Source organism: Dactylosporangium sp. CA-233914, from assembly GCF_050942935.1.
Taxonomy (GTDB): Bacteria; Actinomycetota; Actinomycetes; order Mycobacteriales; family Micromonosporaceae; genus Dactylosporangium.
In genome coordinates this window covers 11,863,148-11,886,109 of sequence record NZ_CP192030.1, presented here as the reverse complement: position 1 = coordinate 11,886,109, position 22,962 = coordinate 11,863,148, and the positions used below count along the sequence as shown (strand labels likewise).

Here is a 22,962-nt window from a genome sequence, read left to right as displayed (position 1 = left end):
TGGCGTCACGGTTGTGGCGCATCAGAGGTGGCGGTCGGTTTCGTCGAGTCCGGCAGCAGGTCCTCGACCAGGACGCGCCGCAGCGCGGTCCGGCCGGGTAGTGCCTCGACCAACACGTGCTCGCTGGGGGCGTGGCCGCCGCCGACCGCGCCGATCCGCGCCTCCGGCCGCTTGACCGAGAACAGGGCCGGCGTGCAGTACCGCCCGCACCGCGCCCGGCACGTGGTACTCCTCAAGCCAGGTTCGGAATTCGTGGAGGTCGCTCATATGCGACCACGCTAGGAACCGGGCCCGCGGCTGTGTTCATCGATCTCGACAACTCGGCGGCGAGCGACTAGTCGTCTGTGACGAACACACGAATCGACGACGTGCCTCAATATTTCTCCTCTTCCGGCGTCACGGTCCAGCCCGGCGACGGCGATGGTTCCCGGCTCGGCGGGCACCGGGTACGGCACCGGCCGCCACGACGAGGACAGCGCAGCAGCCCGACCCCCATGGCCCAGCTGGTACGGGCGCACGGGCGGTCTGTTGTGGATTCAGACCCGGCGAAACCTCACGCCCAGGGCCTCCATCGCGGCGACGTGGGCGTCGCCGTCCCGGTGGTCGGTGACGATCAGGTCCACGTCGGACAGGGCGGCGAAGCGGGCCACGTCGTCCCGCCCGATTCGGGTCCCCTCGGCCAGCACTACGGTGCGGCTCGCCGCCGCGATCACCGCTCGCCCGGCCGTCGCCAGCGCGGGGTCGGCCGCGCTGAGGCCGCGCACGGAGCAGCCCGACGGGCACACAAAGGCCACGTCGACGCACAGCGACGCCCAGGTACGCAGTGCCCACGCGTCCGTGGCCGTCAGCGTGTCGCCGCGCAGCCGGCCGCCGACGAGGAACGCGGTGATCGTCCGGCGGGCAGGCAGCCGCGCGACCAGGGTGGGCGAGTTGACCACGACGGTCAGGGCGCGGTCGCGGGGCAGCATCTCCACCATCCGTACCGTGATCGCCCCGGCGTCCACGGCGATGGTGGCGCCGTCGGGGATCTCGTCGAGCGCCGCGGCCGCGATCCGGCCGACGGCGGCTTCGGCGTTGCCGGTCGGGACCGGCGGGTGGGCCTGCAGCGTGGTCACGGGACGGCTCGGGCCGGCTCGAGCCGGCCCTCGACCGGACGCGGCGTGGAGGTCGCGTCGCCGAGGTGCCCGCTGCGCCCGTGGCCGCGCAGGCCGACTCCGACGGCGGTGCCGTGCAGCAGCACGAACCGCGGCCCGCCGGTGCCGTACTCGCGGCTGAACAGCCGCATGGTCAGTCAGCTCGCTTTCGCAGTGTTGTCTCGAGGTCGCGGTGCCGGGGCAGCTCGGCGCCGCGGTGGGACACGGTGTAGGCCGCGGCGGCCGCGGCGAGGGCGCCGAGCCGGTGCAGTGCGGCGGGTGGTGTTTCGAGCAGGCCGAGGATCAGGCCGGTCATGTAGCTGTCCCCGGCGCCGACCGTGTCGACCACGTCGGCCGCGGCCGCGGCGATGCGCACGGTGTGCCCGGGCGCGTGGAGGGTGGAGCCGGCGGCGCCGCGGGTCACGGCGACGAGCCGGGGACCGGCGCCGGTGATGTGTTCGGCGACCGCGTCCGGTGTGCGGCCGGGGTAGAGCCACTGGGCGTCCTCGGCGCTGAGCTTGACCACGTCGACGAGCGAGGCGACGGCCTCGAAGATTGCCCGGGCCGGGGCGGGGTCGGTGCCGAGGATGGCGGGGCGGACGTTCGGGTCGAAGGTCAGCGTCGCCTGTCCCCGCAGGTCGCGCAGCAGCGCGCGGACCTTGCCGGCCCCCGGCTCCAGGAAGGCGGCGATGGAGCCGGTGTGCACGAGGGTGGCCCGGTCCGGGACCGCGGCCGGGTCGATGTCCCAGTCGATGTCGAAGACGTAGCTGGCGTCGCCGGCGGCGTCGACGGTCGCGGTCGCGGTGGCGGTCCGTCCATGATGGACGCTCGCGGGCAGCACGTCGACGCCCGCGCCGGTGAGGTGCGCCAGCAGGAGCCGGCCGCGGTCGTCGTCGCCGATGCTGGTGAGCAGCGCGGTCGGCACGCCGAGCCGGGCGAGGCCGCGGGCGACGTTGGCCGGGCTGCCGCCGGGGACCTCGTCGGTACCGCCGGGGCGGACGATGACGTCGATGAGCGCCTCGCCGATGACGAACGCCCGGGCGGGGGCCGTCACGGGGCCGCCGTTCCGGGTGCCGCAGGCGACGTGCCGAGGCGGGCCGTGAGGGCGGCGGCGATGCCACCCGAGCGGATGTCGTGGTAGCTCGTGGCGAACGCGTCGGCGAAGATCGGGCGCTCGGCGAGGTCGCCGAACAGGCCGGTGTCGCGCAGGAACCCGATCGGGTCCGCCTGCTGGCGGCGTACGGCCGCGGCGACGGCCGTGTGCTGCCGGTCCGGGGCGCCGGGCTCGGTGACGTCCGCGGCGAACACGGCCCAGGCGGCGACTACGAGGGCGGCGATCGGCGTCGGCTGGTCGAGCCGGACGCGGTCGTGTACGACCGGCAGGAGAAATTTCGGGATGCGGTCGGAGGCGTCGGTGGCCAGTCGGGCGAGGGTGTCGGGGATGTAGGGGTTGGTGAACCGCTCGATCAGCGAGCGCTTGTAGGCGGTGAGGTCGATGCCTGGTACCGGCTGGAGTGTCGGGGTGGCCTCCTCGTCCATGTATCGGGTGAGCAGTCCGGCCAGCCGGGGGTCCGCGGCGGCCTCGTGGGCGTGGCGGTGCCCCAGCAGGTAGCCGGGGTACGCCAGGGCCTGATGGCTCGCGTTGAGCAGCCGCAGCTTCATCAGCTCATACGGCGTCACGTCGGCGACGACCTGGACGCCGACGCGTTCGAAGGCGGGCCGGCCCAGCGTGAAGTGGTCCTCCAGGACCCACTGGACGAACGGTTCGCACAGCACCGGCCAGGCGTCGGTGACGCCGAACTCCCGGCCGACGAACTCCCGGTCGGCGTTGGTGGTGATCGGCGTGATCCGGTCGACCATGCCGTTGGGGAACGCGACGGTCGCCGCGATCCAGTCGGCGAGGCCGGGGTCGCGCAGCCGTGCGTAGCCGACGAACGCGGTGCGGGCCACGTCGCCGTTGCCGGGCAGGTTGTCGCACGACATCACGGTGAAGGGCGGGATGCCGCGGGCACGGCGGCGGGCGAGACCCTCGACGAGGTAGCCGAAGACGGTGGTCGGTGCCGCGCCGGGCCGCAGGTCCTGCTGGACGGCGGGGTTCGACGCGTCGAACTCGCCGGTGGTGTCGCTGGTGTTGTAGCCGCCCTCGGTGATCGTCAGCGAGACGATCCGGGTGGCCGGGTCGGTCAGGCGTTCCAGCACCCGGTCGGGATCGTCGGGGCCGAAGAGGTACTCCACGATCGAGCCGACGGTGCGGGGGCTGCTCGACCCGTCCGGGCGGCGTTCGACCAACGTGTACGTCATGTCCTGGCCGGCGAGGGCGTCCCGCATGCGCCGATCGCCGGGCAGCAGGCCGACGCCGCAGATGGCCCAGTCGAGGTCTTCGCCCCGCTCGAACAGCCGGTCGAGGTACATCGCCTGGTGCGAGCGGTGGAAGTTCCCGACGCCGAAGTGCACGATCCCGACGGACAGGCCGGACCGGTCGTACCTGGGCGGCTCGTACGCGGGCCTCATGCGCCGGCCACCAGGGCGGCCAGCGGCTCGGTGGACACCGCGCGATGTGCCTGCCAGAAGTCGACGTAGTGGCCGTCGGGGTCCGGCGCCTGCCCGGGAGCGGTGTCGAAGAGCATGGTGGCACGGGCCGCCGGGGTGTAGGGGTCCCACGGGCCGGGCGCGCCGCCGCCCGGGTCGCCGTCGGTGACGAACCGGGCCAGGGCGGTGCTCATCGCCGCGCCGAGTTCGAGCGCCGCCTGATCCAGCGGGCCGAGCAGCGCGCCGGCTCCGGGCGCGTCGAGGTTGCCGAGCAGGAACGGCAGGTCCACCAGGTGCGCGGCGCCGACCCGCCCGTCGCGCGCGCTCGACGGCCAGGCGAACAGGTAGCGGAAGACGCGCCCACCGGCCTGGGTCTGCGCATCGGCCACGGCCCGGGCCGGCTGCGTCCAGTCGTGGTCCGTCAACGCCCGGTACGCCTGGTCCTCGGGGCTGCCGGGCAGCCCCTCGTAGAGCGCCTTGGCCTCGGCCCGGGCGCCGGCGTCGACGAGCAGCCCGCCGAGGACCGCGTCCAGCGAGCCAGGGGCGGTGCTCCAGCCGGTGACCTCGAACAGCCGGGACTCCGCCACCGTGGTACCGATCATGAGGTCGACCCCGGCGGCGCTGCCGCCCCGGATGGCGGCGACCGGATCAGCGTCGAGGGTCACGCCGTCCCGGACCAGCGGTGTCACGGGCACCGGGCCGAGGCCGCGCTGCACCGCGGCGATCCGCAGCGCCGAGGCGGCGCGCAGCTCGGCGAGGACGTCGCCGTCCGGGTCGATGTGCAGGCCTGCGAGGACCCGCGCCGTGCCGGCCCGGGCCGCCTCGGGAGACGGGAAGATCGCCGCGTGGCCGCTCTGCACCACGGCGCGGCGGAACAGGCCGCGGGCGGCCGGAGCGGCCAGCAGCGCGACCGTCGACATCGCGCCGGCCGACTGCCCGCCCACCGTCACCCGCCCGGGGTCCCCGCCGAACGCGGCGATGTTCGCCGCCACCCAGCGCAGCGCGCAGATCTGGTCCTGCAGCGCCAGGTTGGACCGGCCCGGGTCGAGATCGCCGAGGTAGAGTCCGCCCAGCACGCCGAGCCGGTAGTTGAGCGTCACGACCACGATCCCGTGGGCGCGGGCCAGGCTCGCGCCCACGGTCCACTCGCCGGTGCCGGAGCCGAACTGGAACGCCCCGCCGTGGATCCAGACCAGGACCGGCGCCGCGCCGTGCACGTCGGGCGACCAGACGTTGAGGGTCAGGCAGTCCTCGCCGGTGACGGCGCCCTCGTGGAAGAAGTTCCGCTCGGTCGGCGGTACCGCTTGGAAGAGCGGATCGGCGTCCTGGATCGAGATCGGGCCGAACCGGCCGGCGTCCAGGGGTGCCGCCCACGGCGCAGCGGCGACCGGCGGCGCGAACCGGAGCGGCCCCACTGGCGGCTCCGCGAACGGGATGCCGCGGAAGACGGCGACACCACGCTCGATCCGCCCGTCAACCGGCCCGCATAGCGGGTCGACCCGATTCTTCATCGACTCTCCTCGATTAAAATTAGGTGGTCCCCGCACTGCCCGGTTGACGTCCGGGTCGGGGTGTGCCCAGTCCCCGAGACGACGCCGGCGCTATCGGGCGGGAAATCGCGCCGACAGTTTGTTCGTCGCGCTCTCGACGACAGCCGCGGGAGCGGATTCCAGGGAGCCCGCGTGATAGGGCGGCTCCGGTGCGTACTCAATGATGAGCTGCACGGTCTGCGCCACGTCGTCGCCCGCGATCAAACCGGCCAGGGCCAACGCCATGTCGATGCCCGCCGATACGCCTGCCGCGGTCGCGTAGTGACCGTCGATGACGACCCGCTGTTTCGACGGCGTCACACCGAACTCGACAAGCTGCTCCATCGCGGCCCAGTGGGTCGTTGCCTGACGACCGTTGAGGACTCCGGCGGCGGCAAGGATCAAGGACCCGGTGCAGACGGATGCCGTCCACGCACTGGTCCGATCGACCGTTCGCAACCACTCGTGCAGCTCGCCGTCGGACATTTGCGCCGGCTGGCCCGGGCCCCCTCCGACGAGCACCACGTCGGGTTCCGTCACGTCGGCGATCGTCGTGACGACGTTGATCGACAGGCTCTTCAGGTCGTTGCGGACGAGGCCCGGTTGCTCAGCAACGAAAACGACCTCGGTGTCCGGGAGACGGCCCAGAACCTCGTAGGGTCCGATGACGTCCAGCGAGGTGAAGCCGGGATACAGAACGATGGCAACCTGCATGTCAGTGCTCCTTCAGATTACGTGGCTCACCGTCGAGCCCCTTACGGGTCGGCCAGGCAGGACGTGCTCTTGCAACCTGCCGTCACTGACGACCGATTCGCCGTTGACGATCACGTGGGCGAACCCCGTCGAGGGACGCACCGAATGTTGGTAGGTCGCGGCATCGGTGACTCGCTCCGCGTCGAACACCACGACATCCGCATCGCAGCCGGGCTGGATCCTGCCCTTGCGCCGCATCGCAGGTGCGGCCCGCTCCACGATTCGCGCTGGTTGGAGGGTGCACTTGGCGATCGCTTCAGGCAGCGACAGGACGCCCGTTTCGCGCACTGCGATCCGCAAGGTGCGACCGTAGGTGCCGGCGCTGCGCGGATGGGTCTTGACGAACTTCGGTAGCGGCCACTGCATCGGGTCGTAGGCGTGGCCGTCCTCGATGACGAATGGAATGGCGTCGGAAGCGATCGCCGTGTGAGGCAATGCGCACATTCGAGCAATGCGGTCCGTGGAGCTGGCCTCGTCGAACAGTTTGATGAACGCCAGACCCGACGGGTCGGCTGCTCGCAGTTCGAGCAGCCGACCGGCCGAGGCGACCGTCTCCCCGGTCCGTGCGTAGATCACGTCCTGGGGCGTACCCGTCGCACCCAGGACATGAAGCCGATCAGGATGGAAGTAGTCGGACCCGATCGAGCTCATGCCGGACCCGTAGGGATAGACCTCGCTGGTCACTTTGGCGCCCTGGGCACGGACCGCCTCGACCAACGCCTGGACTCTGTCCAGGTGGCGCGTCGACGTGGAGTTGACGTGGCAGTAATGCATGTGAACAGAGGTTTCGCCGGCCACCCTCGTAAGCTCCTCGGCACCGTCGATGACGACTCCGGGATCCTGTTCGATGAGTGGTCGCGCATGAACGAACGCCGGCACTCCCGCGGCCGCTGCAAGCCTCGCGACCTCGACGAACTCCGCCGGATCGGTCGCGGGTGCATACCCCAGCAGGATGCCGATCCCAAGTGCTCCGTCGACGAGCTCGCGCTCCAGCATTCGCAGCATCGCGGCGATCTGGGCAGGCGAGGCGGGCCCGCGCCATGCGTCTGATCCGAGGCGGTCGAGCGGTCCGTCCGCTCCCCCGGACAGTGGTGCGCCGCCGATCACATGCATGCGCAGCGACGACCAGGAGGCCGAGTACCCATAATTGATGGGCCGGCCTTCCGCGGCGGCCCTCAGGTACGCGACCGACACCGGAGCGACGCCCGCTTCAAGTTCGAGAGCCGTGGTGACGCCATCGAGCGCCTGCAGGCGGCATTCGCCAACGCCTTGCCCATGGCTGTGCAGGTCGATGAACCCCGGAGCGACCACGAGCCCACGTGCGTCTATCCGCCTCCGACCGATCAGCTCCGCCTCGCAAACAGCGGTAATCTGATCGCCGACTATGCCGACGTTGCGAACGCCGTCCAGTCCACTCTCGGGATCGATGACTCGACCCCCTCGGATCACGACGTCGTATGTCACGCCGTTATCGGCACAGTTCGAGCTGTCGGCGTTCGGATGCACGGCCATAGCAGGTTGTTCTCCCAACGGAGCTACGCCGGGGTGGTTACTCGGCTGATGAGGTCGTTGACGCTGTCGGTGAGGCGGCTGAAGGCTCGATCGGCCGACGGCACGCGTGGCGCGAAGTCGATCCAGCCGTGGACGAGTTCGGGATCGAGCTGGACCGTCACAGGAACCCCGGCGTCCCGCAACCGGGTTGCGTAGTCCTCCTCGGCCGACCGCAACAGGTCGTGTCCAGCGATCGCGACGACGGCGGGCGGCAGTCCAGCCAGCGACGTCGCCCGCCCCGGCAAGGCGTACGGCGAGCCGAGCGTCGCTTCGTGGGACGCGTACTGCTGGAAGAAGAACCGCAGGTCTTCGAGGCTGATCCGCGGGCCGTCGCGGAAGGCGAGCATGCTGGGCGTTTCGAGGTTGTCGTCGATGCCCGGGTACACCAGCACCTGCGCGTCAACGCGGGGGCCGTCCTCGTCGCGCGCCCGCAACGCGGCACACGCGGCGAGGGTGCCGCCCGCGCTGTCACCGGCGACGAGGAGCGGCAGATCGGGTTGCAGGGCCCTGGCCCAGACAACGGCGTCGTAGGCGTCGTCGATCGGCGCTGGGAAAGGGTGCTCCGGCAACATCCGATAGTCGACCGAGACCACGACAGCTGCGGTGTCGCGACTGAATCGCCGCGTGACGAGGTCGTGGGTGTCGATGTCACCACTGATCCACGCGCCGCCGTGCAGGTACACGATGACCGAACTGGGCTTCTCGGGGCTGTAGACGCGCACCGGTATTGTCCCGCCGCGACCCGGCACGAGCTCGTCGGTGACGTCGTGAACGGCGATGGCGTCGGCATCGCGGGTGAAGATCGCGATCGCGTCGCGCATCCCCTGACGGAGTTCGCCGGCGGTCAGGTCCGCGGCGGAGACAGGTGCGGGTGCTCCGAGCTCAGCCAGCAGACTGAGGACGTCGGGATCGATGGGTATCTCGTTCATATCGCTTTTCTCCTGGGTCGGATCGCTGTCTTGGGTGTCTATCTCTTCCGGTAGATCCGGGCCCGGCGGAGGTGGTCGAATCCGACCGCACAGACCAGGATCGCGCCGATGACAATGCTGTTGTACTGCGGCGGGATGCTCGTGAGCACCAGGGCGTTGTCGATGAGCGACAGCAGGACGGCGCCTACCGCGATGCCCTGGATGCTGCCCATGCCACCCATCAGGCTGACGCCCCCGATGAGCACCGCGGTGATCGCGTTGAGGGTGGTCGACGTACCACCCGCGGTGACCTGCCCCGCGCCCACCCGGGCGGAGTAGATCATCCCCGCAAGAGCTGCCGTCGCCGCGGCAATCACGTACAGCGCCAAGTCGAGCCGGAACACCCGCAGTCCGTTCCCGACCGCGGCCTGACGGTTGCCGCCGAGGGCGCGGACGTTGACTCCGAAGCGGGTGCGCTCGAGCAGGAACCAGAACAGGACGCCGACGGCAACGGCGATGAGCACGTCGTTCGACACGCCGGCGACGCTGCCCTGTGCGATCCGCTGGAAGCTCGATGGAAGCGGCAGGACGTCGGAGCCGCCCGTCACCAGATTGTCAATGCCGGTCAGCATGTAGAACGTCCCGAGGGTCGCGATGATCGGCGGCACGTGGATGTAGGTGATGACCACGAAGTTCACCACCCCGACCGCGCAGCAGATCGCCATCCCGGCGAGTACCGCCAGCGGCCAGGAAACCCCCTCGACAAGCAGCTTGCAGGTCGACAGCGCACCGAGGGTGAACACGGCACCGGCCGAGAAGTCCAGACCACCGCCAATGATCAGCATCGCGGCGCCGCAGGCCATCACGAAGTAGATGACGCTGCTGCGAAGTATCTCGGTCAGGTTGCCCTGGGAGAGGAACAGGCTGGAGCGAGACGCCGCAAAGGCCCCGATCACCAGGATGACCAGCACCAGCGTGGTTTCCTGCCGGACGAGGATCTTCGTCAGCACGCCGTCCCGCTCGCCTCCGTGGTCCGTGCCGCGGTCTTGAGTGGATTGGGATGTCGCGGTCACAGTCATCACGCCCCCTCGTAGTCGTGGACCGGGTCGTCCAGCCGGTCGGGCGGGACGGCGCCGGTGATCATGCCGACGATTTCCTCGCGACCGACCTCGGCGACCCGCCGGGTGCCGACGGTCCGGCCGAGCCGGAGAACCGTCACGCGGTCGGCGTGGGAGAAGACGAAGTCCAGATCGTGGCTGACAATGATGACCGCCTTTCCCGACGCTCGGAGCTCGTCGATGATTTCGCCGACGTGCGCGGTCTCCTGGACGCCGAGCGCGGCCGTCGGCTCGTCGAGGAGCATGATCGGCTTGTCCATCCGGACGGCGCGGGCGACGGCGACGACCTGTCGCTGACCGCCGGACAGCAACCCGACCGGTGTACGCACGTTGCCCACCCGCACCTTGAGGTCCTTGAGGACCTGGGCCGCCTCCCGCTCCATCCGGCGGCGGTCAAGCACGATGCCGAACTTGCGTGGCAGGTTGCCAAGCGCCATGTTGTGCGCAATGTCGAGGCACTCGACGAGAGCAAGGTCCTGGTACACGACGGCGATGCCGTGTTCCTGAGCGTCGGCCGCTGACCGGACGTGGCTCAGTTCTTCGCCGTTGACGAGCACCTCGCCCTCGTCGGCCCGATAAACACCCGTGATGATCTTGATCGTCGTGGACTTTCCGGCCCCGTTGTCGCCGACGATAGCGTGCACCTCGCCGGCATAGGCGTCGAAGCGGACGTCCTCCAGTGCCGATACGGAGCCGAAGTATTTGCGGACGCCGCGCAGTCGCAGGGCGGGGCCGCTCATCAGACCCATCCCTTGTCGAGGTATTCCTGCACCTGGTCCTTGCCGACGACCTTGATGCGGACGGGAACCACGGGTGCCTGCTTGCCCTCGCGGACGTCGACGACCCCGTCGACCAGCTGCTTGCCGAGCGTGCAGACGTCCTGCATCAGCATCAGGTTCGCCGTGCCCTCGTTGATAGCCTCGGACCCGCCGTTGTCGTGGCCGCCGGCGAGCAGGAAGGTCTTGCCCACAAGTCGATGAGACTTGATAGCGGCAACCGCGCCCGGCGTGGTGGTGCCCATGTGGGTCAGGATCTCGGTGATGTCCGGGTGCGCCGTGAGGAGTGCGTTGACCTGTGGGAGTGCCTTGGCCGCGTCATCGCCGGTGTAGACCTCGCCCGCGATTGAGACGTTGTCGGTCTTCGCGGCCGCGGCTTTGACCCCGTCCAGCCACGACTTGCCGAGTCCGGTGTTGGCCGCCGCGACGAGCCCGAGCACGTGCTTACCGGGCAGAGCTGCGACCGCATCGACCAGCGTCTTGCCGATCTCCGTCCAGTCCGGACCGATGTTGTAGTCAGCGCCGCTGTCCTTGCCACCGGGACCATAGAGGGTCCCGGTCACGATGCCCGCGGCCTGGGCCTGCTTGAGCACCTGGGTGAAGCCCTCGCTGGCCGGGAACGTGATGATCGCGTCCTTCTTGTTGGCTGTGGCCTGCTGTACCTGCTGGATCATGGCGCTCGCGTCCAACGCCTGACCGGTCGGGCCACTCTCGGTGAGATCGGCTCCGCGCTGCTTGGCCTCAGCCTTCATGCAGTCGCCGATCTGCCGCCAGGTCGGGTAGCTGGGTAGCGGGTTGATGAACTGGATCGTCATGGCGTGCGAATCGCCCGAGGGCGCAGAGCCGCCGGTAGCTGAATCCTGGCTGGCGCAACCGGACAGGCCGGCGAAGACGAGCATCGGCGCCGAAAGCGCCGCGTAGATGCGGATGCGACCGAGCCGAGCGGCCGTAGTGGCAGACATCTAGAGCTCCTCCCGGAGGGTAACCGCGGCCCAGGCCGTGGCGGTGGCGGTGGCTTGATTGGTGAAGCATCATCCCGCGCACCGGGCCTGCGAGAGTTGGTTCGATCGCCCAAACCTGAGCGGTGCTGTTTGGACCCTGCTACGAGGTTGCGGCTCCGGGAGGCCTAGACGATCTATTCCAAGTGCAACGCTGCTTCGCTGGGTGATGGGAGTCGCCGTGCCGTCGTGTGTCATCTGTGTTTCTGGGACCGGCCGGACACGCTTGTTGAGCGAGTTGGTCGGAGTGCTTGCGCATCGCCTCGTCGACGTCACCTCGATCAACGCTGCTTTCGACGACAGTGTCTGCCGGGTGCAGCTGAGCGTGGCGACGACGGACCCGGCGGCAATCGACATGCTCCTGAAGCGGATCAACCGGATCGTCGGTGTCGCGAAGGTGGTCGTCCTGACGGACGACGTCGCGCACCACCGGTCCGCCACCTTGGTGACTGTCAGCGCGGTCGCCGGCGCGGACCGAAGTCAGCTGCTGGAACTGGCGGGTGCGTTCGGCGCGGAGATCGTTGAGGTCGCCGCGAAGACCGTGACGCTCTCGTTCGCCGGGACGCCGCGGCGAGAGCGGGAGTTCCTGGATCTGGTCGAGCCGTTCGGGGTTGCCGAGATCGCACAATCCGGGGCGATCGGCGTGCGACGGGCGCGACGCCCGGCATCCCGGCCGAACGCCGTCGCGTCGCTGAGCGTGGTGTCGGCATGACCGGTCCGGAGCGGAGCGGAGGGGCCGGTCATCATGGGCTCAGCCGGGAGGTCGTGCGGCCGGAGCGAAGCGGAGGCCGCATGACCGGCCGGGCGGTGAGCGGGCGGTCCACGGCGGCCGAGGTTCCGGTCCGGGCTGAGGGTGTGATGCATCAGTTCCTCAGGCCCGACGGCACGGTGAACCCGGACTGCGGACTCGACGTCCGCGTTGCACCGGAGCTGGCCCGATCCTGCTATCGCGAGATGGTCCTGGCGCGGCGTTTCGACCAGGAGGCGTACCACCTGCAGCGGCAGGGCGAACTTGGTCTGTGGCTGTCGAGCCGGGGCCAGGAGGCTGCCCAGGTCGGCTCGGCGCGGGCGCTGCGCGAGACCGATTGGATCTTTCCTGCCTATCGCGAGCACGCGGTGGGACTGCTCCGCGGTCTGTCCCCAACCGAACTGCTCTCACAGTGGCGGGGTTGCAGCCACGGCGGATGGGATCCGGCGTTGTATCGGATGCATATCTACAGCTTGGTGCTGGGCACGCAGACGCTGCATGCCACGGGCTACGCCATGGGGGTCCGCCTGGACGGCACGGACGAGGTCGTGCTCACCTACTTCGGCGACGGGGCGACGAGCCAGGGGGATGTGAACGAAGCGTTCAACTGGGCGGCGGTGACCGGATCTCCGATCGTGTTCTTCTGCCAGAACAACCAGTGGGCGATCTCGACGCCGGCCGCCAAGCAGACCGCGACCGCGTTCTCCCGGCGGGCCGCCGGTTTCGGCCTCGATGCGGTGAGCGTCGACGGCAACGACGTGCTGGCGGTCCACGCCGCAACCCTCGCCGTGGTGGACCGCGTCCGAGCTGGCGGGGCACCAGGCTTCGTGGAGGCCCGCACCTACCGCATGGCAGGGCACAGCACGTCCGACGACCCCACGAGATATCGGGACACGGAGGAGACGCAGCGCTGGCAAGCCCGCGACCCGCTCAACCGCCTCCGGACGTATCTGGACAACAACGCATGGTCTGACCCGTCCTGGCTGGCCGATCTCGACGAGGAAGCGGACCAGCTCGCGGCGGACGCACGCGCCGCCTGTCTGGGACTCCCCGAGCCTCGGCTGGAGGACGTCTTCGACGCCACGCTGGTGCACAAGACCGCGGCGCTGGCCGCCGAACGGGCGTCCTACACGGCCTACGAGGAGTCATTCCTGTGATAGACGCCCAGACGCCGACCAAGCTCTCGCTCGGGCGAGCGCTCAACGCCGGCCTGCGCCAGGCGATGGCGGACGACCCTTCCGTGGTGATCATCGGCGAGGACATCGGCGCGCTGGGCGGGGTGTTCCGGATCACCGACGGGCTGCTCGACGAGTTCGGCGAACGACGCGTGTTCAACAGTCCACTCGCGGAGTCGGCCATTGTCGGCACCGCGATCGGCTTGGCGCTGCGCGGGTACCGGCCGGTGTGCGAGATCCAGTTCGACGGTTTCGTCTATCCGGCCTTCGACCAGATCGTCAGCCAGCTGGCGAAGATGCGGGCACGCTCCGGTGGACGCCTGACACTGCCGGTCACCATCCGAATCCCGGTCGGCGGAGGCATCGGTGCCGTGGAGCACCACAGCGAGTCCAACGAGGCGTACTTCTGCCACACCGCCGGCCTTCGGGTCGTCGCCTGCGCCAGCCCGGCCGACGCCCACACCATGATCCAGCAATCCATCGCCTGCGACGACCCCGTGATCTTCTACGAACCCAAACGACGCTACTGGGACACCGCGGATGTCATCGTCGGCCGGCCCGGCGCAGAGGAACTGGGACTCGACCGTGCCCGGGTGGTCCGTCCCGGCAGCGATGTGACCGTCATGACGTACGGCCCGACGGTCCGCACCGCCTTGGACGCGGCCGCCGTCGCCGAGCAGGAAGGCAGATCGTTGGAGGTCATCGACCTGAGGTCGCTGTCACCGATCGACCTCCCGATGCTGACCGCCTCGGTCGCACGGACCGGGCGAGCCGTCGTCCTGCACGAGGCGCCCACCTTCGCCGGCCTCGGCTCCGAGATCGCCGCGGCCGTCACAGAGCGATGCTTCGATCTGCTGGAAGCACCGATCGCGCGCGTGGGCGGGTACAACATTCCCTATCCGCCGGCCCGGGCCGAAGAGCGCTACCTGCCCGACATCGATCGAGTGCTCGACGCGGTCGACCGCGTCACGGCCCACTGAAAGGGGGTAGTCCGTGGTCAATCAGTTCAAGCTCCCCGACGTCGGCGAAGGCCTCACCGAGGCGGAGATCATCGGCTGGCGTGTCGCCGTCGGCGATCACGTGGAGCTCAATCAGATCCTCGTCGAGGTCGAAACCGCCAAGGCCGTGGTCGAACTCCCCAGCCCCTACACGGGAACCGTACTGCAACTCCTCCACACCGCCGGAGACGTCGTTCCCGTCGGGTCACCCATCATCACGATCGGCGACCCCGCAGCGATCGCCGCACCGGCCGGCGACGACCAGAGCGACCCCCAGCCAGTGCCGGAAATGTCGCAGGTGTCGGCACCCGATGCCTCGGCTGAGGGGTCTGCGGCCGCAGTCCTCGTCGGATATGGCGTACGCGCCGCGGGCGCCGTTGCCCGCCGCCCGCGCAAAATCCCCATACCGCGCGCGGGTACCCACGCCCCGACGGACCGACCGACGGCCAGCCCACCGGTGCGCAAGCTCGCCCGCGGCCTGTCGGTGGACCTGGCCACAGTCACCCCGACCGGGCACCGCGGCCAGGTCACCCGGAACGACGTCCTCGCGGTGGCGGCACAGCGGACACCGGTCACCGCCGCCGGTACACCCGCGCAGGTCCGCATCCCGGTCAAGGGAGCCCGAAAGCACATCGCTGACGCGATGGTGCGCAGCGCGTTCACCGCGCCGCACGTCACCGAATGGCTCAGCGTGGACATCACCCGAACCCTCCGACTCATCGCCGACCTGCGCTCGGCACCGTCGACCCGCGACCTCAGGATCACCCCGCTGACGCTCCTGGCCCGAGCAGCGATCCTCACCCTCGGCCGGCACCACGAGATCAACGCGTCATGGGACGACTCCGCACAGGAGATCGTCCAGCACCACGACGTCAACCTGGGCATCGCCGTCGCCAGCCCCCGAGGCCTCATCGTGCCCAACATCCCGGCCGCACAGAACCTCGACTTCGCCGATCTCTCCCGCGCGCTGGCAGAACTGATCAACGAGGCCCGAGCGAACCGTACCGCCCTGGAGCGCATGCGTAGCGGCACGTTCACGATCACGAACGTCGGCGTATTCGGCGTCGACGGCGCAACTCCCATCCTCAACCCCGGCGAGGCCGCGATCCTGGCCCTCGGCCAGACCCGCCAGTTGCCGTGGAACCACAAGGGCCGGGTACGCCTCAGATCGGTCACCACATTGTCGTTGTCATTCGACCACCGCCTCGTCGACGGCGAACTGGGCTCCAAGGTCCTGGCCGAAATCGGGGAACTGCTCGAACACCCGGCCCGGGCCCTGGCCCGCTAGGGCGGTCACACGCCGCGGTGACCTCCCAGACGACCGGGCCGTATGAGGATGCCGGCATGCTCACAGCGCTCCCTGACATGGCTGGGCTTGGGGTCTGCCGCGCCACAATGCGCCCGGGGATGCCATCCAACGGCGCCGGTTCGGCCGATGTAGTGGCTGGATGCGTGGCCTAGGGTTGCTGCGCGTGACCGGTATTCACCTGGGTATCGACTACGGCACCTCCAATACCGTCGCGGTGCTGCGATGGCCTGACGGGCGTGGCCGGACGTTGCTGTTCGACAGTTCGCCGCTGCTGCCCTCGGGGGTTTTCGCCACGGTGGAGGGCCCCCTGCTGGTCGGCCGCGACGCGGAGCGAGCCGCCCGCGCCGACCCGGGCCGGTTCGAGCCGAACCCGAAACGGCGCATCGACGAGCTTGAGGTGTTGCTCGGCAACCGCGTCCACTCGGTCGCCGAGCTCGTCGCGGCGGTGCTGCACCGAGTGGTCGCCGAGGCCCGGCGGGTCGTCGGCGGCCCGGTCGACCGCGTCACGCTCACGCACCCCGTGGCGTGGGGGCCCGCGCGGCGCCGGGTGCTGGTGGAGGCGGCCCGGATGGCCGGGTTGCCGACGCCGAGGCTTCTGGCCGAGCCGGTCGCGGCGGCCGGCTACTTCACCGCGGTGCTGGGCAACCGTGTCGCCCCCGGGCAGTGTCTCGTGGTCTACGACCTGGGTGCGGGCACCTTCGACGCGAGCGTCGTGCAGCACACTGGCACCGGGTTCGAGACGCTGGCCTACCGCGGGATCGACGACATCGGCGGTCTCGACCTGGACGCGCTGATCGTGTCCCATATCGGGGCAGCGCTGGCCGAGTCGGCCCCGCAGGCCTGGCAGACCATCAACGACCCGGGGGATCCGGCCGGGCGCTATCACCGCCTGGCGCTGTGGAATGACGCCCGCGAGGCGAGGGAGGCCCTGACCCGGCAGTCGGCCGCGACGATATACGTGGCCGCCGCCCAGCGCGACGTGATAGTCACCCGGGAGGAGTTCGAACGCGCGGCGACCGGCCTGCTGCACAAGACCATCGCGACGACGCTGGCGACCGTCCGGGAGGCCCGCGTCCGGCCGGACAGCATCGTGGGCTGGTTCCTGGTCGGTGGCGCCACCCGCACACCACTGGTGGCCACCATGTTGCTACGAGCGTCCGGCCAGCCCGCTACGGTCCTCGATGAGCCACAGCTCGTCGTGGCCGACGGCGCCGTCCACGCCATCCCGGCCGGACCCGAGGACGCCCCGGTCTCCGTTCCCCAGCCGGCACAGCCCCCGTCCAGCCCGGTCAACCTCCCGCACCAGGCGCTGACCATCACCCCGGCGGCCGCACCCGCGTCACCTGCGGCCGTTCCGGTGTCTCCTGCAGCCGCACCGGTGTCTCCTGCGGTCGCACCAGCGTCTCCTGCGGCCGTTCCGGTGTCTCCTGTGGCCGCGGCATCGTCGGCGACGGCACCCCCATCGGCGGCGCTCCCGCCGATGGCACCTCCCACCGCCCCGTTCGTCGCACAGGTTCCCAACATCGGCGGTCCCGGCTTTCCGGCGCCGCCACCACAGCCCCCGGCTGACATCACCGGAGGGATTCGACCGTCCGGGACGCCACGCTCGCGTCGCTGGCTGGTCGTGGGCCTGGCCGCCAGCGCCGTCGTCCTCGTCCTGGCCGGCCTGCCGTTCCTGACCCACCTGAACGGCGACGACGACAAGGCAGACTCAGGCTCCAACGGGCCGAGCGGTCCCAGTTCGGCGACCGGCGGGCCGCCCGCCTTCAACGCCGCAATCAACGGCGTCGTCAACCCTTCCGACAAGAAGGGCGGCAAGCTCAAACTCGTCGTCAACAGCGAACCGGACTCGTTCGACCCGGTGCGTACGTACTACGCGTGGGTGTGGAACTTCGGCAAGGGCTACTACGTCCGCTCTCTGCTCACCAACCAGGCGAAGCCGGGCCAGGACGGCCTCAAGCTGGTTCCCGACCTGGCGACCGCGCTCCCGGCGATCGAGGACGGCGGCAAGAAGTACACCTTCAAGCTGAAGGACAACATCAAGTTCGAGGACGGCTCGCCGATCACCTCGAAGGACATCAAGTACGGCATCGAGCGGATCTTCGCCCAGGACGTGCTCGCCGGCGGCCCGACCTACCTCATGGAAGCGCTCGACCAGGGCCAGAGCTACCCGGGCCCGTACAAGGACACCGACCCGAACAAGCTCGGCCTGAAGTCGGTGCAGACGCCCGACGACAAGACGATCGTGTTCACGCTGGCCAAACCGCTGGCGGACTTTCCCTACCTCCTGGCCATGCCCACCGCGGGTCCGGTACCGGCGGCGAAGGACACCGGCGAGAAGTACGGCGAGAAGCCGGTCTCATCCGGTCCGTACAAGTTCCAGTCGTACGAGGCGGGCAAGAAGGCCGTGCTGGTGCGCAACGACAAGTGGGACCCGGCGACCGACACCGTGCGCATGGCGCTACCGGACGAGATCGACCTGACCATCGGGGCGGCACCGGCGGACATCGACGACCAGCTCATCTCCGGCACCGCCGACATCGACGTCGGGCAGATCGGTGTCCAGCCGGACACTCAGGCGCGGATTCTGCAGAACGCCGCCAACAAGCGAAACGCGGACGCGCCGAACACCGGCTACATCCGGTTCTTCTCGATCAGCACCAAGGTCGCGCCGTTCGACAACGTCCACTGCCGCAAGGCGGTGCAGTACGCGACCGACAAGGTCGCGATGCAGAACGCTCGCGGTGGCCCGGACGCCGGCGGTGACATCGCCATCAACATGTTGCCGCCGGGCATCGCCGGCTATGACCCGAAGCTGGATCCGTACAACACCAAGTCGGGCAAGCCGCAGATCGACAAGGCCAAGGAGGAACTGGCCCTCTGCGGCAAGCCGAACGGGTTCGACACCGTGATCGCCAGCCGCAACACCGGCAAGGAACCGATCAGCGCCACGGCGCTGCAGGAGGCGCTGAAGAAGGTCGGCATCAACGCCACCCTCGACCAGACCGACCCCTCGGTGTACTTTCGTTCGACCATCGGTTCGCCGTCCAACGTGCACGCGAAGGGTTACGGCCTCATGATGGCCGCCTGGGGCGCCGACATCCCGACCGGTTACGGCTTCCTGTCCATGCTGGTCGACGGCCGCCAGACCCCGCCGGCGAACAACAACTACGCGGAGCTCAACAACTCCGAGATCAACCGCCTGATCGACAAGGCCACCGACGAGACCGACCCGCAGAATTCCGCGGCCATCTGGGGCCAGATCAACACGATCGTCATGGACGAGGCCGTCATGGTGCCGTTCGTGTACGACAAGGCGCTCAACTACCGCAACCCCCGCCTCAAGAACGTTTTCGTGAACAACTACTACGGAATGTACGACTTCGGCAGTCTCGGCGTCATCTGACCCGGCGTCCGCCGCGCAGCGCCCGGCACCGCCGTCGAACGGCGCCACCGGCCGCTGCCGGCCGTGCGGTTTCCGCGTGCGGGCCGGACGGTGCGTTCGCGGGGGCGTCAAAGCCTTCCGGCACAATTGATTCCCCGCCGGCAACTGTGATTCACTTCAAGGTGTGGCACGGATGTAGCACGGTGCGAACCAGACCAATTCACCACCGATCTCGCGCTTTCGGATGACGATAGCGCCGTGGGGTGTGAACGCTGCACCTCGTAAACCGTCCGAAGCGGGCCTGCGCTCATTGGTAGTCAGCTCATCGACGACTTGGAACACCAGGTGCTCTTCTTGGTGGAGCATCGTGCACAAGGTTCCGCTCGTCTGGGCCGGTAACGACGGTTACGCGCCACCGACACAGCGGCCCGTGCGACCGCCCGGCAAGGAAGTACAATCAGCGTCGCCAACAGCCAAGACAGATAAGTCGTGATGAGCGCGATGACGATCAGCGACGGACGCACGTACATGCGCCAGATCAGCCAAACCCGGTCGCAAAACCGTACACCTGTAGCGTCGCGCAGCGCTCGGCCGTCGCTGCGGTGCCTCTGCACATTGCCCACGCCCTGTCCAGACGCAAAGAGCCGGCAAAAGGTTCTGTTCCCGGGACTGGCACTGGAGCGATCGCTCTCGCACAGAGACGGTGGCCGCATCTCCGTTGCGTCAGCGGAGTCTTCGGGTGGAACGCTCTACTAGAGCGGGGCCAGGCTGTACGGGTGCACGGTACCCGCCCTTGGCGCCGCGGACCTGGCAGACGTCCCATGTGGTTGGGGTGTCAAGCGGCGGTGCAAGATTTTTGGGTTGGAAGCGGTCCTCGACGACCGCCAACCCGCCCCGCGAGGGTTGAGGCGACTTGGCCATGCTCGACGCGGCCGCAGGTAACCGGCGTCAGGGGCAACTGGTGGATGCGTCGCTGCCGAGGTTCAGGCTCGGTTCTGGGTGGCTTGTGAGGCTTGCCAGCGGCGGTGGGCGGTGAGGACGTTTACCCAGAGTCGATCACGTGTCTGCGGGGTCATGGTGTCCAGTCGCAGATCGAACAGGTCGGCGAGCAGGTCAAACCACTCCGCGCGGCGAGCGACGGGCTCTGCGGTACGAGCGCCGTCGCCGATCCGGCTCAGGACCAGGCCGCGGATGACGTCCACCCCGGTGGCGTCGCGGCGTTCGGCCATTGCCACCTGGACGAACCCGGACTCCGGCGACGTCGACAGCCAGTGATGCTTGGCTTCGAAGTCGGTCAAGTGCGCGTGAGCCATGGTCCAAGTCATTCCGGTGAATCCGCCGCTTGGGTCATGGGTCAGATGCCATTGCGATTTGTCGGCAGCCTGCTCGAGGGAGAGTTGGAAGGGCGGCTGATCGTGCCTTCCCGCGACCAGCGGCAGCGGGTTGTGCAGAGCATCGCCCAACCCGGCGTCTACGTACCAGACGCCGCCGGGGTTCGTGTCGCTCGGTAGCTGCTCGACGGTCAAGACGAGGTGGTTTCCCATCGCGGCGGCGTTAGGGCCTTCCGGGCCGTGCACTCCTCCGACGTGGCCGCGTACTGCGTAACCGAGCGAACTGAGCAGCAGGCCCAGCGCCCCGTTCATGTGATAGCAGTAGCCGCCCCGGCGTTGTAGAGCGATACGCGTCGCGGACTCGTACGGGTCGATGTTCCAGGCCTCGCCGGCGTGGATCCACAAGGTTTCGTACGGCACGCGCTCGGCGTGACGCTGTACCAACAGGTGCATGCCTTCCACCGACGGCGGTTCCGCCGCAACACCGAGACGGCCGAGATACGCCTTTTGGATATCCACACCCAATCGGGGCATCGACTCGAACATCGCTCCATTATTCTTGGCCGGCCGAGGACGTGAACCGCCCGGGGTTCGGTGGAAAGTACGCTCCGTCCTCGGCTCAACGGGCACCTCGGTCAGGCCGGCCTGTACGGCTTCGACCGCCACCAGCAGCGCCGGAAGATCAGCGACCCGTGACGGCGATCGGGAAGTACGACGCCGAGCTGCGCACCGTCGAGGGGATCGGGCTGACCGACGTCGAGATGGACTCGACGCTCGCCCTCGTCTTGGCGTACGTGCGGGACGCGACCGCGACGCTCCTGGAATGGACGACAATGGCCGAGCGGACGGGACCGAGTGGTGGACCACCCTCGCGCCGCTGCTGGACCGAGTCCTCGACCGGGAGCGCTACGCCGTCGCCGTCCGCGTGGGCACCTCGGCCACCACGCACTACCAGGGAGTCCACGACCCCAAGCACACGTTCGAGTTCGGCCTGCAACGCGTACTCGACGGCATCGAGTCGTTCGTGGCTGCCAACCGTCGCCAGCCCAGCTAACCGATCAGCGTTTCGCCGAAAGGATGAGCAGCGATGAGGACGCGTTTGACCTGGCGTTGCGGACGGCGTTTCCAGGCATTTTCAGCCATGGCGACCACTTGCGCGCAGCGGTGGCCGTCCGTGCAGGTCAACGATTAGCGGAGTAAACGTTCGACCAGCACCAGGAGCTTCTTCCCGGGCGTGCGTATGGGGTCTGGCGCCGGTATGTTGATTGTGGGCGAGACGAATGGGATGGCGGGCTGCAGCGCGATTGTGCGACGAGGGAGCTTCGCGCCGATCTGGGCGGACCAGAGTTCGGCCGCGCGTTCGAGCTCGGACAGGACCTCGTCGATACCGATGTGGTCCTGGGCATCGATCCGCGTCATGAGTTCGGCCATACCCTGCCGGAACTGGCTGACTTCGGCCGTGGTCCGAAGCCATGAAATCGTCCGTCCTACGCTCCACCCGCGGCGATCCGACTCTCTCATCACGTAACCGGCCAGCAGCGGTGTCGACAGTTCCTGCGCCGGCTGACCCAACCACTGCTCGTATCGCTGCTGGTAGGCGTGACGGACCCGATCGTCGAAGACATCGAGGATTCGACTTGCGTATCCGTAGCTGGACGCGGCGGCGTAGCCCTTGGTGGGGTGAAGAAGTAGCAAGGAGCCGAGTTGCTCCTGCAGCGCGAGGTAGTAGCACATACGGGCGAGAATGATGCCACCACTCGGTTGATCCATATCGAGGTCACGCATCAGACGATCGATAAAGATCTCCGTATCGCGGGACATCTCGTGCGCCACGTAGCCACGGAGGTCGCTCCACAGCCGTTGGTCGTCGGGTGTATAGCGCAACGGCCTCTCCAGTTCGATCGGGGAGGTCGAGGTCCGGAGAAAATCGGCAGTTGGCGGAGTAGCCGCGATGTGCGCGGCCAGCTGCATGCCGCGATGGTAGGTCGTCTGAACCTCATCGTAGGAGTTGTTGACCATGACGAAGCCGTGGTCGAGTTCATCCTGCCACTGAAATGCGGACAATTCGGCGTTGACGGTGCGGCCGTCCAGGTAGACCTTGTCGAAGAGGACGAGAGCCTCAACGGCAGCCGCTCCGCGATGATCAAGGTGCGGCCGACGCTCAGGATCGTCTAAGCGGAGCTCCGTCAGGGTCGATGTATCAACGAGAATCGCTTGCTGTTGAATCGGCGCCATGGGCATGGACCTTATCGATGTTCGGCGCGAGTGGGTATGTTCGGTCGGCGTGACACTCTTCTGCCGTCGGTTGTGCGCTTACAGATGTTGATCAGCTCGCCAGGTTCAAGGCGCCCCGTCAGTCAGTGCTGTACTGCCGGGTAGCCCGCCGACTTTGTCCGCGGTCGTGGGATCAATCCTGGGAGCGACGTGAGCTTTGGCGGGCGATCGGGCCGCGCATGTCGTTCTTGTCGATCATCGAGTTCAGGGCCTCGGCCAGGGCGGAAAGGTCAAAGCCCTGCAGATGGTCCATCACCATGACGCGTACGCCGCGCAGGTGGTCGGGCCACGCCTCGCGCAGCCGTTCAAAACCGAAGTCGGTCAGCACCGCCTGGTTGCCGCGGCCGTCGGTGTCCGCCTTGATGCGCTCGACCATGTCGCGCCGTTCGGAACGTGTCAAGGGATTGAGGCCAACGGGAGTTAAGCGGCTTGTGGTGCGGGCTCGGT

21 protein-coding genes are annotated in these 22,962 nt (G+C 68.7%); 6 read left to right on the top strand and 15 right to left on the bottom strand.

Annotation, left to right across the window (positions count from 1 at the left end; all coding sequences use genetic code 11):
- Window positions 1–5: 5 nt before the first annotated feature.
- The 12 genes from ACQPY0_RS53000 to ACQPY0_RS52945 form a co-directional block, all read right to left on the bottom strand.
- On the bottom strand, window positions 6–236 hold the full coding sequence (locus ACQPY0_RS53000) for a hypothetical protein (RefSeq protein WP_432979557.1): 231 nt from the start codon (window positions 234–236) through the stop codon (window positions 6–8).
- 300 nt (window positions 237–536) lie between these two features.
- A complete protein-coding gene (locus ACQPY0_RS52995) occupies window positions 537–1,115 on the bottom strand; it encodes a hypothetical protein (protein ID WP_432979555.1) in 579 nt (192 codons plus the stop codon).
- Window positions 1,112–1,285, bottom strand: coding sequence for a hypothetical protein (locus ACQPY0_RS52990; protein ID WP_432979552.1), 174 nt, complete (start codon window positions 1,283–1,285; stop codon window positions 1,112–1,114). The genes ACQPY0_RS52995 and ACQPY0_RS52990 overlap by 4 nt, the downstream gene beginning before the upstream one ends.
- 2 nt (window positions 1,286–1,287) lie before the next feature.
- Complete coding sequence (locus tag ACQPY0_RS52985) at window positions 1,288–2,187, bottom strand: PfkB family carbohydrate kinase (RefSeq protein WP_432979549.1); 900 nt, start codon at window positions 2,185–2,187, stop codon at window positions 1,288–1,290.
- Window positions 2,184–3,644, bottom strand: coding sequence for a mannitol dehydrogenase family protein (locus ACQPY0_RS52980; protein ID WP_432979546.1), 1,461 nt, complete (start codon window positions 3,642–3,644; stop codon window positions 2,184–2,186). The genes ACQPY0_RS52985 and ACQPY0_RS52980 overlap by 4 nt, the downstream gene beginning before the upstream one ends.
- A complete protein-coding gene (locus ACQPY0_RS52975; protein ID WP_432979543.1) occupies window positions 3,641–5,173 on the bottom strand; it encodes a carboxylesterase/lipase family protein in 1,533 nt (510 codons plus the stop codon). Before ACQPY0_RS52975 ends, ACQPY0_RS52980 begins: the two co-directional genes overlap by 4 nt.
- A gap of 90 nt (window positions 5,174–5,263) precedes the next feature.
- Window positions 5,264–5,905, bottom strand: coding sequence for a DJ-1/PfpI family protein (locus ACQPY0_RS52970; RefSeq protein WP_432979540.1), 642 nt, complete (start codon window positions 5,903–5,905; stop codon window positions 5,264–5,266).
- Window positions 5,906–5,917: 12 nt separating this feature from the next.
- On the bottom strand, window positions 5,918–7,456 hold the full coding sequence (locus tag ACQPY0_RS52965) for an amidohydrolase family protein (RefSeq protein WP_432979537.1): 1,539 nt from the start codon (window positions 7,454–7,456) through the stop codon (window positions 5,918–5,920).
- A gap of 23 nt (window positions 7,457–7,479) precedes the next feature.
- Window positions 7,480–8,424, bottom strand: coding sequence for an alpha/beta hydrolase (locus ACQPY0_RS52960; protein WP_432979534.1), 945 nt, complete (start codon window positions 8,422–8,424; stop codon window positions 7,480–7,482).
- A 38-nt stretch (window positions 8,425–8,462) separates the two neighbouring features.
- Window positions 8,463–9,413, bottom strand: coding sequence for an ABC transporter permease (locus ACQPY0_RS52955; protein WP_432979531.1), 951 nt, complete (start codon window positions 9,411–9,413; stop codon window positions 8,463–8,465).
- 68 nt (window positions 9,414–9,481) lie between these two features.
- Window positions 9,482–10,261 carry an ATP-binding cassette domain-containing protein gene (locus ACQPY0_RS52950; RefSeq protein WP_432979528.1) on the bottom strand — a complete coding sequence of 260 codons (780 nt, stop codon included), beginning with the start codon at window positions 10,259–10,261 and terminating at the stop codon, window positions 9,482–9,484.
- The gene (locus tag ACQPY0_RS52945; protein ID WP_432979525.1) at window positions 10,261–11,196 is read right to left on the bottom strand and encodes a sugar ABC transporter substrate-binding protein; all 936 of its coding nucleotides are present in this window, start codon (window positions 11,194–11,196) and stop codon (window positions 10,261–10,263) included. The genes ACQPY0_RS52950 and ACQPY0_RS52945 overlap by 1 nt, the downstream gene beginning before the upstream one ends.
- A 268-nt stretch (window positions 11,197–11,464) precedes the next feature.
- Here ACQPY0_RS52945 and ilvN point away from each other — a divergent pair, with 268 nt between their 5' ends.
- From ilvN to ACQPY0_RS52920, 5 genes are all read left to right on the top strand, one after another.
- Window positions 11,465–12,007, top strand: coding sequence for an acetolactate synthase small subunit (gene ilvN, locus ACQPY0_RS52940; RefSeq protein ID WP_432979522.1), 543 nt, complete (start codon window positions 11,465–11,467; stop codon window positions 12,005–12,007).
- Between the two features lie 80 nt (window positions 12,008–12,087).
- The gene (locus ACQPY0_RS52935) at window positions 12,088–13,200 is read left to right on the top strand and encodes a thiamine pyrophosphate-dependent dehydrogenase E1 component subunit alpha (protein ID WP_432979519.1); all 1,113 of its coding nucleotides are present in this window, start codon (window positions 12,088–12,090) and stop codon (window positions 13,198–13,200) included.
- Window positions 13,201–13,265: 65 nt separating this feature from the next.
- On the top strand, window positions 13,266–14,198 hold the full coding sequence (locus tag ACQPY0_RS52930; protein ID WP_432995793.1) for an alpha-ketoacid dehydrogenase subunit beta: 933 nt from the start codon (window positions 13,266–13,268) through the stop codon (window positions 14,196–14,198).
- Window positions 14,199–14,211: 13 nt separating this feature from the next.
- On the top strand, window positions 14,212–15,504 hold the full coding sequence (locus ACQPY0_RS52925; RefSeq protein ID WP_432979516.1) for a dihydrolipoamide acetyltransferase family protein: 1,293 nt from the start codon (window positions 14,212–14,214) through the stop codon (window positions 15,502–15,504).
- A gap of 184 nt (window positions 15,505–15,688) precedes the next feature.
- Window positions 15,689–18,931, top strand: coding sequence for an ABC transporter substrate-binding protein (locus ACQPY0_RS52920; protein WP_432979513.1), 3,243 nt, complete (start codon window positions 15,689–15,691; stop codon window positions 18,929–18,931).
- Window positions 18,932–19,893: 962 nt separating this feature from the next.
- Here ACQPY0_RS52920 and ACQPY0_RS52915 read toward each other — a convergent pair.
- On the bottom strand, window positions 19,894–20,787 hold the full coding sequence (locus ACQPY0_RS52915; protein WP_432979509.1) for an arylamine N-acetyltransferase family protein: 894 nt from the start codon (window positions 20,785–20,787) through the stop codon (window positions 19,894–19,896).
- 277 nt (window positions 20,788–21,064) lie between these two features.
- Between ACQPY0_RS52915 and ACQPY0_RS52910 the strand changes: the two genes are divergently transcribed.
- Window positions 21,065–21,295, top strand: a complete 231-nt coding sequence (locus ACQPY0_RS52910; protein ID WP_432979506.1) for a TetR/AcrR family transcriptional regulator C-terminal domain-containing protein — start codon at window positions 21,065–21,067, stop codon at window positions 21,293–21,295.
- 134 nt (window positions 21,296–21,429) lie between these two features.
- On the opposite strand, the gene ACQPY0_RS52905 is transcribed toward ACQPY0_RS52910, so the two are convergent.
- A complete protein-coding gene (locus ACQPY0_RS52905; RefSeq protein WP_432979503.1) occupies window positions 21,430–22,476 on the bottom strand; it encodes a hypothetical protein in 1,047 nt (348 codons plus the stop codon).
- A 172-nt stretch (window positions 22,477–22,648) separates the two neighbouring features.
- A complete protein-coding gene (locus ACQPY0_RS52900; protein WP_432979500.1) occupies window positions 22,649–22,891 on the bottom strand; it encodes a hypothetical protein in 243 nt (80 codons plus the stop codon).
- Window positions 22,892–22,962 lie beyond the last annotated feature (71 nt).

Bases quoted from the DNA above. Each gene is read 5' to 3' on its own strand.
- ACQPY0_RS52990 (WP_432979552.1), bottom strand. From the start codon at position 1,285: ATGCGGCTGTTCAGCCGCGAGTACGGCACCGGCGGGCCGCGGTTCGTG.
- ACQPY0_RS52980 (WP_432979546.1), bottom strand. From the start codon at position 3,644: ATGAGGCCCGCGTACGAGCCGCCCAGGTACGACCGGTCCGGCCTGTCC.
- ACQPY0_RS52975 (WP_432979543.1), bottom strand. From the start codon at position 5,173: ATGAAGAATCGGGTCGACCCGCTATGCGGGCCGGTTGACGGGCGGATC.
- ACQPY0_RS52970 (WP_432979540.1), bottom strand. From the start codon at position 5,905: ATGCAGGTTGCCATCGTTCTGTATCCCGGCTTCACCTCGCTGGACGTC.
- ACQPY0_RS52965 (WP_432979537.1), bottom strand. From the start codon at position 7,456: ATGGCCGTGCATCCGAACGCCGACAGCTCGAACTGTGCCGATAACGGC.
- ACQPY0_RS52960 (WP_432979534.1), bottom strand. From the start codon at position 8,424: ATGAACGAGATACCCATCGATCCCGACGTCCTCAGTCTGCTGGCTGAG.
- ACQPY0_RS52950 (WP_432979528.1), bottom strand. From the start codon at position 10,261: ATGAGCGGCCCCGCCCTGCGACTGCGCGGCGTCCGCAAATACTTCGGC.
- ACQPY0_RS52945 (WP_432979525.1), bottom strand. From the start codon at position 11,196: ATGCTCGTCTTCGCCGGCCTGTCCGGTTGCGCCAGCCAGGATTCAGCT.
- ilvN (WP_432979522.1), top strand. From the start codon at position 11,465: ATGGGAGTCGCCGTGCCGTCGTGTGTCATCTGTGTTTCTGGGACCGGC.
- ACQPY0_RS52935 (WP_432979519.1), top strand. From the start codon at position 12,088: ATGACCGGCCGGGCGGTGAGCGGGCGGTCCACGGCGGCCGAGGTTCCG.
- ACQPY0_RS52930 (WP_432995793.1), top strand. From the start codon at position 13,266: ATGGCGGACGACCCTTCCGTGGTGATCATCGGCGAGGACATCGGCGCG.
- ACQPY0_RS52915 (WP_432979509.1), bottom strand. From the start codon at position 20,787: ATGTTCGAGTCGATGCCCCGATTGGGTGTGGATATCCAAAAGGCGTAT.
- ACQPY0_RS52910 (WP_432979506.1), top strand. From the start codon at position 21,065: ATGGACGACAATGGCCGAGCGGACGGGACCGAGTGGTGGACCACCCTC.
- ACQPY0_RS52905 (WP_432979503.1), bottom strand. From the start codon at position 22,476: ATGGCGCCGATTCAACAGCAAGCGATTCTCGTTGATACATCGACCCTG.
- ACQPY0_RS52900 (WP_432979500.1), bottom strand. From the start codon at position 22,891: ATGGTCGAGCGCATCAAGGCGGACACCGACGGCCGCGGCAACCAGGCG.